The 13,178-nt window shown below is 71.1% G+C and carries 12 protein-coding genes and 2 pseudogenes; 11 read left to right on the top strand and 3 right to left on the bottom strand.

Annotated elements, in window-relative coordinates:
• Nucleotides 1–143 precede the first annotated feature (143 nt).
• From ACHMXE_RS25210 to ACHMXE_RS25190, 5 genes and pseudogenes are all read left to right on the top strand, one after another.
• The gene (locus ACHMXE_RS25210; RefSeq protein WP_093344273.1) at nucleotides 144–824 is read left to right on the top strand and encodes a response regulator transcription factor; all 681 of its coding nucleotides are present in this window, start codon (nucleotides 144–146) and stop codon (nucleotides 822–824) included.
• Nucleotides 821–2,243: pseudogene (locus tag ACHMXE_RS25205) on the top strand (sensor histidine kinase). Before ACHMXE_RS25210 ends, ACHMXE_RS25205 begins: the two are co-directional and overlap by 4 nt.
• A gap of 3 nt (nucleotides 2,244–2,246) precedes the next feature.
• Nucleotides 2,247–2,676: pseudogene (locus ACHMXE_RS25200) on the top strand (RNA-binding S4 domain-containing protein).
• A gap of 62 nt (nucleotides 2,677–2,738) precedes the next feature.
• Nucleotides 2,739–3,545, top strand: a complete 807-nt coding sequence (locus tag ACHMXE_RS25195) for a PPK2 family polyphosphate kinase (protein WP_203201326.1) — start codon at nucleotides 2,739–2,741, stop codon at nucleotides 3,543–3,545.
• Between the two features lie 151 nt (nucleotides 3,546–3,696).
• Nucleotides 3,697–3,891, top strand: coding sequence for a hypothetical protein (locus ACHMXE_RS25190; protein ID WP_203201327.1), 195 nt, complete (start codon nucleotides 3,697–3,699; stop codon nucleotides 3,889–3,891).
• Nucleotides 3,892–3,951: 60 nt separating this feature from the next.
• On the opposite strand, the gene ACHMXE_RS25185 is transcribed toward ACHMXE_RS25190, so the two are convergent.
• On the bottom strand, nucleotides 3,952–4,620 hold the full coding sequence (locus ACHMXE_RS25185) for a hypothetical protein (protein WP_395352040.1): 669 nt from the start codon (nucleotides 4,618–4,620) through the stop codon (nucleotides 3,952–3,954).
• A gap of 147 nt (nucleotides 4,621–4,767) precedes the next feature.
• On the opposite strand from ACHMXE_RS25185, the gene ACHMXE_RS25180 reads away from it, so the two are divergent.
• The 4 genes from ACHMXE_RS25180 to ACHMXE_RS25165 all read left to right on the top strand — a co-directional run bounded on the left by ACHMXE_RS25180 (nucleotide 4,768) and on the right by ACHMXE_RS25165 (nucleotide 9,275).
• Complete coding sequence (locus tag ACHMXE_RS25180; protein ID WP_395352038.1) at nucleotides 4,768–6,585, top strand: ABC transporter ATP-binding protein; 1,818 nt, start codon at nucleotides 4,768–4,770, stop codon at nucleotides 6,583–6,585.
• A 48-nt stretch (nucleotides 6,586–6,633) separates the two neighbouring features.
• The gene (locus ACHMXE_RS25175) at nucleotides 6,634–7,692 is read left to right on the top strand and encodes a substrate-binding domain-containing protein (protein ID WP_395352036.1); all 1,059 of its coding nucleotides are present in this window, start codon (nucleotides 6,634–6,636) and stop codon (nucleotides 7,690–7,692) included.
• Nucleotides 7,693–7,834: 142 nt separating this feature from the next.
• Nucleotides 7,835–8,686 (top strand): SDR family NAD(P)-dependent oxidoreductase, encoded by an 852-nt coding sequence (locus ACHMXE_RS25170; RefSeq protein WP_395352034.1) that lies wholly within the window; start codon nucleotides 7,835–7,837, stop codon nucleotides 8,684–8,686.
• A gap of 91 nt (nucleotides 8,687–8,777) precedes the next feature.
• The gene (locus ACHMXE_RS25165; protein WP_395352032.1) at nucleotides 8,778–9,275 is read left to right on the top strand and encodes a carboxymuconolactone decarboxylase family protein; all 498 of its coding nucleotides are present in this window, start codon (nucleotides 8,778–8,780) and stop codon (nucleotides 9,273–9,275) included.
• A gap of 6 nt (nucleotides 9,276–9,281) precedes the next feature.
• Here ACHMXE_RS25165 and ACHMXE_RS25160 read toward each other — a convergent pair whose 3' ends face one another.
• Nucleotides 9,282–10,532 (bottom strand): TetR/AcrR family transcriptional regulator, encoded by a 1,251-nt coding sequence (locus tag ACHMXE_RS25160; protein WP_395352030.1) that lies wholly within the window; start codon nucleotides 10,530–10,532, stop codon nucleotides 9,282–9,284.
• A gap of 218 nt (nucleotides 10,533–10,750) precedes the next feature.
• Between ACHMXE_RS25160 and ACHMXE_RS25155 the strand changes: the two genes are divergently transcribed.
• On the top strand, nucleotides 10,751–11,983 hold the full coding sequence (locus ACHMXE_RS25155) for an acyl-CoA dehydrogenase family protein (RefSeq protein WP_395352028.1): 1,233 nt from the start codon (nucleotides 10,751–10,753) through the stop codon (nucleotides 11,981–11,983).
• Nucleotides 11,984–12,006: 23 nt separating this feature from the next.
• Nucleotides 12,007–12,771, top strand: coding sequence for an SDR family NAD(P)-dependent oxidoreductase (locus ACHMXE_RS25150; protein WP_203201334.1), 765 nt, complete (start codon nucleotides 12,007–12,009; stop codon nucleotides 12,769–12,771).
• 28 nt (nucleotides 12,772–12,799) lie between these two features.
• Here ACHMXE_RS25150 and ACHMXE_RS25145 read toward each other — a convergent pair whose 3' ends face one another.
• Nucleotides 12,800–13,027: a hypothetical protein gene (locus ACHMXE_RS25145; protein WP_203201335.1), complete on the bottom strand. Its 228-nt coding sequence runs from the start codon at nucleotides 13,025–13,027 to the stop codon at nucleotides 12,800–12,802.
• Nucleotides 13,028–13,178: the final 151 nt, after the last annotated feature.

The following is a 13,178-nucleotide window of genomic DNA, read 5'->3' as shown; positions in this document are numbered from 1 at the left end:
GAAAAGGAACGGAACCTGACTTGGACCTGAACCGCTATCATGCGCCGCCCCGCTGTCAGTTGGCTGTCCACCGGACTGGGGAAAACACCGAAGCCCTCCCCGCCCGAGCCCCCCTGCGCGAGCCCGCCGGCCGCCCCCGATCCATGAAGTTGCTGCTGGTCGAAGACGATCCCTCGATGCAGGTCACGCTGCAGCGCAGCCTCGCGCGCCGCAAGATCGACGTGCGGGTCTGCGGCGACGGCGCGCTCGCGCTCGAGCACTGGCGCGCGGTCGAGCCCGACGTGGTGGCGCTCGACCTCAGCCTGCCCAACCTCGACGGCCTGCAGGTGCTGGCGCAGGCGCGCGCCGAGGGCCTGCGCACGCCGGTGCTGCTGCTGACCGCGCGCGGCACCGTGGGCGACCGCATCGTCGGCCTCAACGCCGGCGCCGACGACTACCTGCCCAAGCCCTTCGACCTCGACGAGCTCGAGGCCCGCATCCGCGCGCTGCGCCGGCGCAACCAGAACGCCGGACCCGACCCGGTGCTCAATCCGCAGGAGGTCGGCGGCCTGCGCTTCGAGCCCGACAGCGGCGCCATCTACCACCGCGCCGAGGTGCTCGAGCTCACGCCGCGCGAGCTCGCGCTGCTCAAGGCGCTGATGATGAAGCCCGGCCACGCGCTCACCAAGGAACGGCTGTTCGAGCTGGTGTTCCCGGGCGAGACCGACGTGCAGTACGAGGCGGTCGAGGTGGTGGTGTACCGGCTGCGCAAGAAGCTCGTGGGCACCGGCGCCGCGCTGATGACGCTGCGCGGCCTCGGCTACCTGCTTCGCGCCGAGCCATGACGGCCAACCTGTCGCTGCGCGCGAGGCTGCTGTTCGGCATCCTCGCGCCGGTCGCGCTGCTGATCGTGATCAACAGCGTGAGCCTCTACCGCCAGAGCCTGGCCGCCGCCACCACCGCCTACGACCGCACGCTGCTCGCCTCGGCCAAGACCATCGGCGAACAGCTCGACGTGGAAGGCTACGACGAGCATGCCGAGCTGCGCGCGATCGTGCCCTACTCGGCGCTCGAGGCCTTCGAGGCCGACAACCGCAGCCGGCTCTTCTACCGCGTCTCCACGCTGCAGGGCGAGATGATCTCGGGCTTCGCCGAGCTGCCGTTCTGGCACGGCCGCATTCCCGATCGCACGCCCTATGCCGCGCTGGTCGACTTCTACGACGCGCGCTTTCGCGACCAGCCGGTGCGCGTGGCGGTGCTGCTGCAGCCGGTGGCCAGCGCGCGCGGCCGCGGCATGGCCGTGGTGCAGGTGGCCGAGACTTTGGAGCTGCGCGAGACCCTGGTGCGCAAGCTGCTGCTCGACACGCTGTGGCGCCAACTGCTGCTGATGGGCGTGATCGCGGCCGTCACCGTGTTCGTGGTGCAGCGCGCGACCCGGCCGGTGCGCCAGCTCGGCGAGGCGATCGACCGGCGCGCCGCCGACGACCTGTCGCCGATCGACGCGCCCGATGCGCCGCGCGAGCTGCGCCCGCTGATCGATGCCACCACCGAGGTCATGGGACGGTTGCAGCGGCTGCTCGATCACCAGAAGCGCTTCGTGCGCGACAGCGCGCACCAGCTGCGCACCCCGCTGGCGGTGCTCAAGGCCCAGGTGCAGTCGGCGCGCCGCGGCGACCTGGCGCCCGAGCAGGCGCTGGTCGAGATCAACCAGACCGTGGACCGCGCGACCGCGCTGGCCAACCAGATGCTGTCGCTGGCCAAGGTCGAGCAGCTGCGCCAGCAGCCCGAGTCGGTGCGGCTCGACCTGGCCGAGGGTGGCGCGCCAGATCGTGCTCGACCTGTCGCCGCTGATCGCCGACAAGGCGCTGGACTTCGAGCTCGATGCCGACGCGCCGGTGCCGGTGCGCGCCCACCGCTGGATGCTGCAGGAGCTCACGCGCAACCTGCTGCACAACGCGATCAAGCAGTCGCCGGCCGGCGGCGCGCTGTCGGTGGCGGTGCGCGCCGAGGCCGGCGAGGCGATGCTGCGGGTGCGCGACAGCGGCCCGGGCATCTCCGCCGAACTGCGCCAACGGCTGTTCGCGCCCTTCTCGGCCGGCGACAGCGCCAGCGGCTCGGGCCTGGGCCTCGCGATCTGCCGCGAGATCGTGCTCGCGCTCGACGGCCGGATCGCGCTCGACAACCGCACGGGGCCCGACACGCGGGACAATATCGCCGGGCTCGACGCCGTCGTGCACCTGCCACTGGACCGGCACACCTCCTGACTTATGGATCGTCTTCGCATCGACAAATGGCTCTGGGCCGCCCGCTTCTTCAAGACCCGCTCGCTGGCGGCCGAGGAGATCGGGCAAGAACCGCATCCTGGTGAACGGCGATGTCGCCAAGGCCTCGCGCGAGGTCAAGGTCGGCGACACCGTCTCGATCCGGCTCGGCCCGCTGACCCGCACCGTCGCCGTGCGCGGCCTCAGCGGCCAGCGCGGCCCGGCGCCCGTGGCCCAGCAGCTCTACGAGGAGACGCCCGAGAGCCTGGCGGCGCAGGCCGCCTTCCGCGAGCAGCGCCGCATGGGCAGCGAACCCGCGCTCGCCATCGAGCAGGGCCGCCCGACCAAGCGCGACCGGCGCGTGCTCGACGACGCGGCGCGCCATGCCGAGTGGGACAACCGCTGGAGCGCCTCGATCGATCCCGACGAGCGCTGACAGCCGCGACGCGCCCATCGCGTACCCTGTGGCCTTCGTTCATTCAACGGAGACCGCAGGCCATGGCCAGCTTCAAGAAGTACCGCGTCGGCAGCAAGTTCCAGCTCTCCGACCTCGATCCCGGCGACACGCCCTTCCTCAAGGGCAACGAGGCCGCGCAGCGCGACCGCCTCGACGCCCTGGCGATCGAGCTCGACGAACTGCAGAACCTGCTGCATGCCGAAGGCCGCCGCAAGCTGCTGGTGGTGCTGCAGGGCATGGACACCAGCGGCAAGGACGGCACCGTGCGCTGGGTGTTCTCGCGCACCTCGCCGCTGGGCGTGCGCGTGAGCGCCTTCAAGGCGCCCAACGACGAGGAGCGCGCGCACGACTACCTGTGGCGCTGCCATGCGGTGGTGCCGCGCACCGGCGAGGTCATGGTGTGGAACCGCAGCCACTACGAGGACGTGCTGGTGCCGGTGGTCGAGGGCTGGATCGACAAGGCCGAGACGAAGCGCCGCTACGCGCAGATCAACGACTTCGAGCGCCTGCTCGTGGAGACCGGCACCACCATCGTCAAGTGCATGCTGCACATCGACAAGGAGGAGCAGCGCCAGCGGCTGCAGGCGCGCATCGACACGCCCGGCAAGGAATGGAAGTTCAGCATGGCCGACCTCGAGGTGCGCACCAAGTGGGATGCCTACCAGCGCGCCTACGACAAGGCGCTGGGCGCGACCTCGAGCGCGCATGCGCCCTGGCACGTGATCCCGGCCAACAGCAAGCGGCACCGCAACCTGATGATCGCCGAGCTGCTGGTGAAGACGCTGCACGAGATGGACCTGAAGCCGCCGCCGGCCGATCCCGCGCTGCGCGGGCTGATCGTGAACTGAGCAGCACGCGTTCAAGGGCCGAGCGCCCGCGCGCGGACTGCGCGAACGCCTACGCGACGCCGTCATGGGAGCGAACTAAGGTTCAACCGTGCGGATCGAGGCCCATGCAACGGTGCTTCGCCGCGCATCCACTCCCATGAAGGACTCCAACATGAAAAAGACCCTCTTCATCGTCGCGGCCGCCCTCGGCCTGCTCGCTTCCTCCGGCGCCGTCATGGCCCAGCCCCATGGCGGCCCCGGCTACGACCGGCCGCACATGGCGCCGCACCACCGCAAGCACAAGGTGTGGGTGCCGGCCCATCGCGAGCACGGCCGGCTGGTGCGCGGGCACTACGTCTGGCGTTGAGCCAGCCCAACGAAAAAGCGGCGCCGAGGCGCCGCTTTTTCTTGACCGGTCGAACCCGGTTCAGGAGCGCCGCATGGGCGCCTGCGCCAGCACTCGGCACTGGCCGAACTCGCAGCGCACGGCCCAGGTGCCGCCGTTCTCGCACGGCACGGTGTAGGCCTCGTAGCCCGGGCCCTTGGCCGTGAGCTCGGCGCGCGGCTGCAGGTTGCAGCGGCCGTTCTTCGCGATGCGTTCGACGTTGTAGGTGTCGACGCCGGTGCGGCGCGGCGCGAACGACTCGACCGGCGAATAGCCGTAGGCATAGAAGCTGTCGCGCACGTTCGGGTCGAGGTTGCGGTAGCCGCGCTTGGCCATGCAGTGCACGACGGCGATCTGCTGGTGCTCGGCGATCACCGACTCGGGCGGCCGCGAGTTCATGTCGACGATGACGGCGGCGAGGCCGGTCCAGGCGGCCGCGCCCGCGATGCCCTGGCCGTGCACGGTGATCAGGCCCAGGCCGAAGGCGGCCCACATCCAGTCGTTGTCCTCGTTGCGCGCGGTGATGCGCGTGGCGGCCGTGCGGCACTCGGCCACGTCGGCGTCGTAGCGGACACGGTCCACGCCTTGCATCGCGACCTTCGGCACATAGGACAGGCCGCGGCCGGTTCCGGGCTCGGTCGGCGTCGGCGGCGCGCTGACGCAGCCGGCCAGGGCCACGACCGCGCACGCAAGGCTCAACAGCAGCTTCATGGGATCCCCTCGTCCTCTACTTCGCGTAAGTTGCGGCGGATTTAACCATACATAAAGTTACTTTTGCATCGCCTCGTTGCGGATCAGCGACGCGTGCGTGCCGCGCTCCTACGCCGGGCGCCCCTGTGCCTTGGGCACACTGAGCCCATGCAATCCACGAGCACCCGGCCCGGCAGCGCCATCCGCGAACTCTATTCGGCCCTGTGGCACTTCGCCGCCGGCGCGCGCGGCCAGCTGCTGGGCGCCACCGCGCTGCTGGCCAGCTCGCAGCTGATCCGCCTCACCCTGCCCTACCTCGCGGGCCAGGCCATCAATGCGCTGCAGCGCGGCGACTTCGGCGGTGCCGGCCGCTGGATCGCGACGCTGGCCGGGGTCTACGTCGGCGCCTGGGCGCTGCATGGGCCCGGCCGCATCCTCGAGCGCAACGTGGGCGTGAAGGTGCGCGAGACCCTGGCCGACCAGCTCTACGCGCGCATCGCCGCGGCGCCGCTGGCCTGGCACGACGGCCACCATTCGGGCGAGCTGCAGCACCGCGTGCACCAGGCCAGCCGCGCGCTGTCGGACTTCGCGCAGAACCAGTTCATCTGGCTCACCAACGTCGTCAACTTCGTCGGGCCGCTGGTGGCGCTGGCGCTGCTGTCGCGCACCAGCGGCGCCACGGCGCTCGCGGGCTACGTGCTGATCGCGGTCGTGATCCTGCGCATCGACCGCGCGCTGATGCGGCTGGCGCGCGCCGAGAACGACGCCGACCGCCGCTACGTGGCGGCGCTGCTCGATTTCCTCGGCAACGCCTCGACGGTGATCGGCCTGCGGCTGCAGGGCGCCTCGCGGCTGCTGCTGCGCCGGCGCATGCGCGCGGTGTCCGAACCGCTGAAGCGCACCGTGGTGCTCAACGAGGGCAAGTGGTTCGCGGTCGACCTCATGGGCCTGGCGCTGACCTGGGGGCTGGTGGTCATCTACGTCTGGCAGTCGCGCACGCCGGGCCAGGCCGTGATGCTGGGCGGCGTGTTCATGATCTACCAGTACGCGCAGCAGGCCGCGGGCGTGGTCACCTCGGTGGCGGCCAACTTCAGCTTCTTCGCGCGCATGCACACCGACTACGGCAGCGCGGCGCCGATCTGGGAGGCGCCGAAGGGCGACTCGCTGGCCACGCCGCCCGAGCAGGTGCCCGCGAGCGAGCGCATCGATGCCGAAGCCGCCTGGCAGGCGCTGGCCGTCGATGCGCTGGACTGGAACTACGCGCCGCGCGGCAGCGCACCCGCAACGACAACGGCTCCCGGCGAGGAACGCCCGCGCGGCGGCCTGCATGCGGTGTCGCTCGCGCTGCGCCGCGGCGAACGCGTGGCGCTGGTGGGCCCGAGCGGCGGCGGCAAGAGCACCTTGCTGCGCGTGCTCGCGGGCCTCTATGCGCCGCAGGGCGGCGTGCTCGCGCTCGACGGCCAGCCGGTCGACTGGACGCAGCTGCGCCGCATCGCCACGCTGATCCCGCAGGAGACCGAGCTGTTCGAGGCCAGCGTGCGCGAGAACCTCGCCTTCGGCCTGCCCTTCGACGACGACGCGCTGCGCGCCGCGCTGCATGCGAGCACCTTCGACGAGGTGCTGGCCGCCACCCACGGCGACCTCGACACCGCGGTGTCGGAGCGCGGCTTCAACCTCTCGGGCGGCCAGCGCCAGCGGCTGTGCCTGGCGCGCGGCGTGCTCGCGGCCCAGGGCAGCTCGCTGCTGCTGCTCGACGAGCCCACGAGCGCGCTCGATGCCGCCACCGAGGCGCGCGTGCTCGAGCGCATCGCGCAGGCCTTTCCGCGCGCCTGCGTGGTGGCCTCGGTGCACCGGCTGAGCCTGCTCGAGCGCTTCGACGCGGTGGTGCTGATGGAGGCCGGCCGCGTGGTCGATGCCGGTCCGCGCGACGCGGTGTTCGCGCGCCAGCCCTTCCTGCAGCGCATGGTGGCGCCCGCGGCGCCCTGAACCGCCCCCTAGAATCTCGCGCTTTCGGTCACGAGCACCGCACTGCGCATGAACCCCAAGGCCGGCAAGGCGAGCATCAAGGACGTGGCCACGCTTGCCGGCGTGTCGCTGGGCAGCGTCTCGCGCGTGATCAACAAGGCCCAGAACGTGAGCCCCGCGCTGCGCGAGCGCGTCGAGCGTGCGATGCGCGAACTCGACTGGCGGCTCAACCATGCGGCGCAGGCGCTGCGCGCGCGCAGCTCGCGCACGGTGGGCTGCATGTTCACCGACGTCGCCAATCCGCTCTACGCCAAGCTCTACCGCACCTTCGAGGCCAAGCTGCGCGAGGCCGGCTACATGGTGCTGCTGGCCAACAGCCTCAACGATCCGCAGTGGGAGCTCGAGATCCTCGCGATGTTCCAGGGCCGCCGCATGGACGGCGTGATCATCGCGCCGGGCAACGAGCGCGATCCGGCGGTGCTCGAGGCGGTCGAGAAGCTCGGCATCCCGGCCGTGATCCTCGACCGCGACATGGACGTGGCGCAGGACCAGCTGCTGTTCGACCATCCGCGCGGCATGAAGGAGGCCGTGCGGCACCTCGCGGGCCTGGGCCATCGCGAGATGGGCCTGGTGGTGGCCGGCATGCAGAACCGGCCGATGCGCCGCCGCATCGAGGGCTTCGAGGCCGGGCTCGAGGCCGTCGGCCTGGCGGCGCGGCCCGAGCACATCGTGCGGCTGCCCACCTCCACCAGCCCCGCCTTCGATGCCGTCACGCAACTGCTCGAAGGCGCGGTGCGCCCCACCGCGCTGGTCACGCTCGGCACCAGCGTGCTGGCCGACGTGCTCCACGCCATCGCCGCGCAGGGCCTGCGCATCCCGCGGGACATCTCGCTGGTCACCCTGGGCGAGCCCGACTTCGCGCGCAGCCACCGCCCGCCGGTCGGCAGCGTGGCGGTGGACCTCGACCGCGCGGCCGAGGATGGCGTGCGGATGCTGCTCGAGCGCATGCGCGACGCGCCCGATGCGCCGCCGCGCCATGTGCTCGCGCCCACGCGGTTCGTGCCGCGCGGCTCGTGCGGGCCGGTGCCCGCGCAGGCCGCACCGAAGCCGCGCAGGCGCGCGGGCTGACTCCGCCCCGACCATGCCCGCGGTCGCCCTACACCTTTCGATGAAACGATTCACCCTGGGAGAAACACCGTTTGCCGGTGTCGGCCTCGGGACTTAAGCTGCGGGACATTCCCTCCCTCGTCCCCGGCCCCGCGCCCGCACCGTGAACCTCTCCACCGCCCCCACACCCCATGCCGAAGCCGCCAGCAGCAGCCTCGAGGGCCGCGTCGCGATCGTGACCGGCGCCGGCTCGCGCAGCGCCGAGATCGGCAACGGCCGCGCCGCCGCCCTGCTGCTCGCGCGCCGCGGCGCGCGCGTGCTGCTGCTCGATGCGCAACTCGACTGCGCGCGCGAGACCGAACGCATGATCGCGGCCGAGGGCGGCAGCGCGCTCGCGCTGGCCTGCGACGTGTCGGACGCCGCGCAATGCCGCCAGGCCGTGGCCCGGGCGGTCGAGGCCTGGGGCCGCGTCGACATCCTGGTCAACAACGTCGGCATCGGCGGGCCGGCCGGCAATGCGGTCGATCTCGACCTGGATGAATGGGACCACGCGCTGCGCGTCAACGTCACGTCGATGATGCTGATGGCGAAGTACGCGATCCCCGAGATGCGCAAGCTGGGCCGCGGCGCCATCGTCAACATCGCCTCGGTCGCGGGCCTGATCGGCGGCACGCCGGCGCTGCTCTATCCGACCTCGAAGGGCGCGGTGGTCAACATGACCCGTGCCATGGCCGCGCACCACGGCGTCGAGGGCATCCGCGTCAACTGCGTGGCGCCCGGCATGGTCTACACGCCGATGGTCGCGGGCCGCATGACGCCCGAGGTGCGCGAGCAGCGCCGCAAGCGTTCGCTGCTGCAGACCGAGGGCTCGGGCTGGGACGTGGGCCAAGCCGTGGCCTACCTCGCGAGCGACGAGGCGCGCTGGGTCACGGGCGTGATCCTGCCGGTCGACGCGGGCGCCACGGCCGGCAACGCGCCCTCGCCCGGCCTGCGGCCCGACACCCGCGCCGCCTGACATCCACCGACCGAGGACCCCGACCCATGCCCGCGTACCCCTGCTGCCCGAGCATCCCGAGGATCCCGCCGCCGCGGCGCTGTTCGAGCGCGTGCGCGCGGCGCGCGGCCCGGACTTCCACCTGCCCCATCTCTACCGCGTGCTGGGCACCGCGCCCGCGCTGTTCCGCGGCTGGCTCGACTTCGCGTGGCCGCTGCGCCTGGATGCGAAGACGCCGCGGCTGCTGCGCGAGCTGATGATCCTGCGCGGCGCGCAGCTCTCGGGCACCGCCTACGAATGGGCGCATCACCTGCCGATGGCCACCGAGGCCGGCGTGAGCGAGGCGCAGATCGACGCGCTCGCGCACTGGCGCGACAGCGATCTCTTCGATGCCGACGAACGCGCGGTGCTGCAGCTCGCCGAGGAGGTCACGCGCGGGCCCGCGGCCTCGGCGGCCACCGTGGCGCAGCTCAAGGCGCGCGGCTTCGACGACGCGGCCGTGGTCGAGCTGGTGCTGACCGCGAGCTTCTATGTCTGCGTGAGCCGCTTCCTGCAGTCGATGGACGTCGAGCTCGAGCCCGGCTACGAGGCGCATCGCGCACGCATGTGAACGCCGTCAGGCGGCAGCGGACGCCTCGCCGAGCAAGCCCATGAAGGCCGGCCGCAGGTAGAACTCGACCACCGAGGCCTCGCTCGCATCGGGCACCCAGCGGTGCAGCTCGGCCGCGCCGTTGATCGCGCCGACCAGCAGCTGCGCCGCGAGCGCCGCATCGAGCGGCCGCACCGATCCGTCGACCAGGCCGTCGACCAGCATCGCCGCCAGGCGCTCGATGCGCTGCTGCAGCGTCGTGTGCACGCGCGCGCGGTCGGCCGCCTCGGGCAGCGCGCTGGTCGACGACAGGCGCAGCAGCGGGCCCTCGGCCGAGCGCTGGAAGCGCACCAGCATGCGCGCCGCCAGGCCCGCGCGCTGCCAGCCGCTGCCGCCAGTGTCCTCGGCGAGTTCGAAGGCGCGGCGGATGACCTCGAAAGTGCGCTCGAAGCAGGCCGAGATCAGGTCCAGCTTGTTGTCGTTGTGGTGATAGAACGAGCCCTTGGTGACATGGAGCCGCGCCGAGATCTTGTCGACCGAGGCGCCGCGGTAGCCCTGCTCGTTGAGCAGCGCGGTGGCCGCGCGCAGGAAGGCATCCATCGCGGCGTTGTCGGTGGGCCCATGCAGCACCGCCTCATCGGACAGCGCGACCGCCTCCCATCGCGCCGCCGGCGCGCCGAGCCCGTGGAGCACGATGTCGGCCACGCGCGCGGCCATGCGCGGGTACTGCGCCGCCTCGTAGCGGCCGAACCAGGCCGGCAGCCAGTGGACCAGCGACAGCAGCAGGTGGGTGCGGGCATTGCGCACCTCGCGCGGCCAGAGCGCGGTGGCCTCGTCCTTGAACAGCCCGCGCACGCGGCGGAACATGCCGGTGTAGGCGATGTGCACGGTCTCGAGCTGCGGGCTCGGCAGCGCGCGCACGTCGCTGAAGGCCACCACCGGCGGATGCTCGCCGAGCGCCACGGCCGCCAGCAGCGCGGCATGGCCCGCGAGGAAGGCACGCACGCGCGCCTCCACCGTGGCCTCGCGCGCCGCGGCCTCCGCGATGCCGTCGAACAGCACGATGGCGCGCAGGAAGCAGGCGGTGGCCAAGTCCTCCTTCTTTCGGTAGTAGTAGGTGACGCTGTTGGTCACCAGGCCCACGCTGGCCGCGATGCCGGCCAGGGTCGCGCCCTTGACGCCCTGTGCGTTGAACTGCGCCGCGGCCGCGTTGAGGATGGCATCGCGCTTTTCCTGGAAACGCGCGGTCTGCGGCTCGCGGGCGGTGACGGCGGTCATGGGGGCAAGCTTCTTCGGCGGCGGAAAGGACGGTGGGCCGCGATGATACCGAGCAGCAATCGAAGATCAGGTATTCGCGCGTTCATGGGCACTTCCCATGCGAGTCGCCTAGGTTCCACCATTTTGGAATCGGCGGTTTGTATTGGAACGGCGCCCTTGCTATCGTCGCCGGGCCCGGCTCGCGCCGGATCCGACGAACGAAGAAAAAGGAGACCGTCATGGACTTCACCCTGTCCGACAAGCAAGTGCACTGGCGCGATCGCGTGATCGCGTTCATGAAGGCGCACGTCTACCCCGCCGTGCCCACCTACATGGCGCAGATGCAGGGCTTCGGCGAGAACCGCTGGCAGGTCGTGCCGATCGTGGAGGAGCTCAAGGCCAAGGCGCGCGAGGCCGGGCTGTGGAACCTGTTCCTGCCGCTCGATTCGGTGCCCTCCGACAGCCCCTACAAGGGCGCCGGCCTCACCAACCTCGAGTACGCCGTCTGCGCCGAGGAGATGGGCAAGGTCGGCTTCGCCTCCGAGGTCTTCAACTGCTCGGCGCCCGACACCGGCAACATGGAAGTGCTGATCCGCTACGGCAGCGACGAGCACAAGAAGCGCTGGCTGCAGCCGCTGCTCGAAGGCCGGATCCGCTCGGCCTTCCTGATGACCGAGCCCGACGTCGCCTCGTCCGACGCCACCAACATCGAGACCTCGATCCGCCGCGACGGCGACCACTACGTGATCAACGGCCGCAAGTGGTGGTCCTCGGGCGTGGGCGATCCGCGCTGCGAGATCGCCATCGTGATGGGCAAGACCGACCCCGAGGCGCCGCGCCATTCGCAGCAGTCGCAGATCCTGGTGCCGCTCCACACACCCGGCATCGAGATCGTGCGCATGCTGCCGGTGTTCGGCTTCGACGACGCACCGCACGGCCATGCCGAGGTGGTATTCCGCGACGTGCGCGTGCCGGTCTCGAACCTGCTGCTCGGCGAGGGCCGCGGCTTCGAGATCGCGCAGGGCCGGCTCGGGCCCGGGCGCATCCACCACTGCATGCGCTCGATCGGCGGCGCCGAGGTGGCGCTCGAGAAGATGGTGCGCCGGCTGCAGTCGCGCACCGCCTTCGGCAAGCGCATCGCCGACCAGTCGGTGTGGGAGCAGCGCGTGGCCGAGGCCCGCATCGACATCGAGATGACGCGCCTCTTGTGCCTCAAGGCCGCCGACCTGATGGACCGCGTGGGCAACAAGGTGGCGCGGCTCGAGATCGCGATGATCAAGGTGGCGGCGCCGCGCACCGCGCTGCGCATCATCGACATGGCGATCCAGGCCCATGGCGCGGCCGGCGTCACCACCGACTTCGGCCTGGCCAAGCAGTACGCCAGCATGCGCACGATGCGGCTGGCCGACGGACCCGACGAGGTGCACAACCGCTCCATCGCGCGCATGGAGTACGGGCGCTACGCGGACTGACCATTTCGAGGAGACAACACACCATGTCCTTGTTCTCGCTGGCCGGCAAGGTGGCCATCGTCACCGGTTCCTCGCGCGGCATCGGCCGCGCCATCGCCGAGCGCCTGGCCGAGCACGGCGCCAAGGTCGTGATCTCGTCGCGCAAGCCCGAGCCCTGCGCCGAGGTGCGCGACGCCATCAACGCCGCGCACGGCGCGGGCGCGGCGATCTCGATCCCGGCCAACATCTCGTCGAAGGAAGAGCTGCGCCATCTGGTCGAGGAGACCACGCGCCAGCTCGGGCGCGTCGACATCGTGGTGTGCAATGCCGCCTCGAACCCCTACTACGGCCCGCTGGCCGGCATCGAGGACGACCAGTTCCGCAAGATCCTCGAGAACAACGTGATCGCCAACCACTGGCTGATCAACTTCGCGGTGCCGCAGATGATCGAGCGCAAGGAGGGCTCGATCATCATCGTCTCCTCGATCGGCGGCCTGCGCGGCTCGCCGGTGATCGGCGCCTACAACGTCTCGAAGGCGGCCGACTTCCAGCTCGCGCGCAACCTCGCGGTGGAGTACGGGCCGCACAACGTGCGCGTGAACTGCATCGCGCCGGGCCTGATCAAGACCGATTTCGCGCGTGCGCTCTGGGAAGACCCCGAGAACCTGCGCCGTCGCACCGAGAGCACGCCGCTGCGGCGCATCGGCGACCCCGACGAGATCGCGGGCGCGGCGGTGTTCCTGGCTTCGCGCGCGGGGGCCTTCATGACCGGGCAGAGCCTGGTCATCGATGGCGGCGTGACCTGCTGAGCGCCGCGGCGCCGGGACCGGGCCGGGCTCAGTCGGCGCTGCAGTTCCAGGCGCGCACGAACTGGACGGCCTTGGACTGGGCGCGCTGGAAGGCGATGTCCCAGGTCGGCTGGTCGGCAATCACCAGGGCGCAGCGCGGGACGCCGTCCAGGAATATCTCGGCCACTCCGGCGCAGGAGCCGTCGGCGTTCACCGTGGGTTCGAAAGCGCCGGTCCAGTGATCCGGCAGTTCGAGAACGAGGGATGGGGCGTGCATGTGCGCCCAATCTTAGGACGCAGGCCTCAAATCGACAACAAAAGTTAACATTCCCGCCGGAACAAAGTCACGATTACCACGCGAAAACGTAAAGGTTTTGATAGCAATTCGGGGGGAATTCGCTCCATCCGCCTGCCGGCGCGGTGCCGGC

Source organism: Variovorax sp. UC122_21 (assembly GCF_044056785.1).
GTDB lineage: Bacteria > Pseudomonadota > Gammaproteobacteria > Burkholderiales > Burkholderiaceae_C > Variovorax.
This window is presented reverse-complemented; position numbering and strand designations above follow the sequence as displayed.

What these genes read in the sequence shown, in the direction of transcription:
- ACHMXE_RS25210 (WP_093344273.1), top strand. Translation starts at nt 144, where the DNA reads ATGAAGTTGCTGCTGGTCGAAGACGATCCCTCGATGCAGGTCACGCTG.
- ACHMXE_RS25195 (WP_203201326.1), top strand. Translation starts at nt 2,739, where the DNA reads ATGGCCAGCTTCAAGAAGTACCGCGTCGGCAGCAAGTTCCAGCTCTCC.
- ACHMXE_RS25190 (WP_203201327.1), top strand. Translation starts at nt 3,697, where the DNA reads ATGAAAAAGACCCTCTTCATCGTCGCGGCCGCCCTCGGCCTGCTCGCT.
- ACHMXE_RS25185 (WP_395352040.1), bottom strand. Translation starts at nt 4,620, where the DNA reads ATGAAGCTGCTGTTGAGCCTTGCGTGCGCGGTCGTGGCCCTGGCCGGC.
- ACHMXE_RS25180 (WP_395352038.1), top strand. Translation starts at nt 4,768, where the DNA reads ATGCAATCCACGAGCACCCGGCCCGGCAGCGCCATCCGCGAACTCTAT.
- ACHMXE_RS25175 (WP_395352036.1), top strand. Translation starts at nt 6,634, where the DNA reads ATGAACCCCAAGGCCGGCAAGGCGAGCATCAAGGACGTGGCCACGCTT.
- ACHMXE_RS25160 (WP_395352030.1), bottom strand. Translation starts at nt 10,532, where the DNA reads ATGACCGCCGTCACCGCCCGCGAGCCGCAGACCGCGCGTTTCCAGGAA.
- ACHMXE_RS25155 (WP_395352028.1), top strand. Translation starts at nt 10,751, where the DNA reads ATGGACTTCACCCTGTCCGACAAGCAAGTGCACTGGCGCGATCGCGTG.
- ACHMXE_RS25150 (WP_203201334.1), top strand. Translation starts at nt 12,007, where the DNA reads ATGTCCTTGTTCTCGCTGGCCGGCAAGGTGGCCATCGTCACCGGTTCC.
- ACHMXE_RS25145 (WP_203201335.1), bottom strand. Translation starts at nt 13,027, where the DNA reads ATGCACGCCCCATCCCTCGTTCTCGAACTGCCGGATCACTGGACCGGC.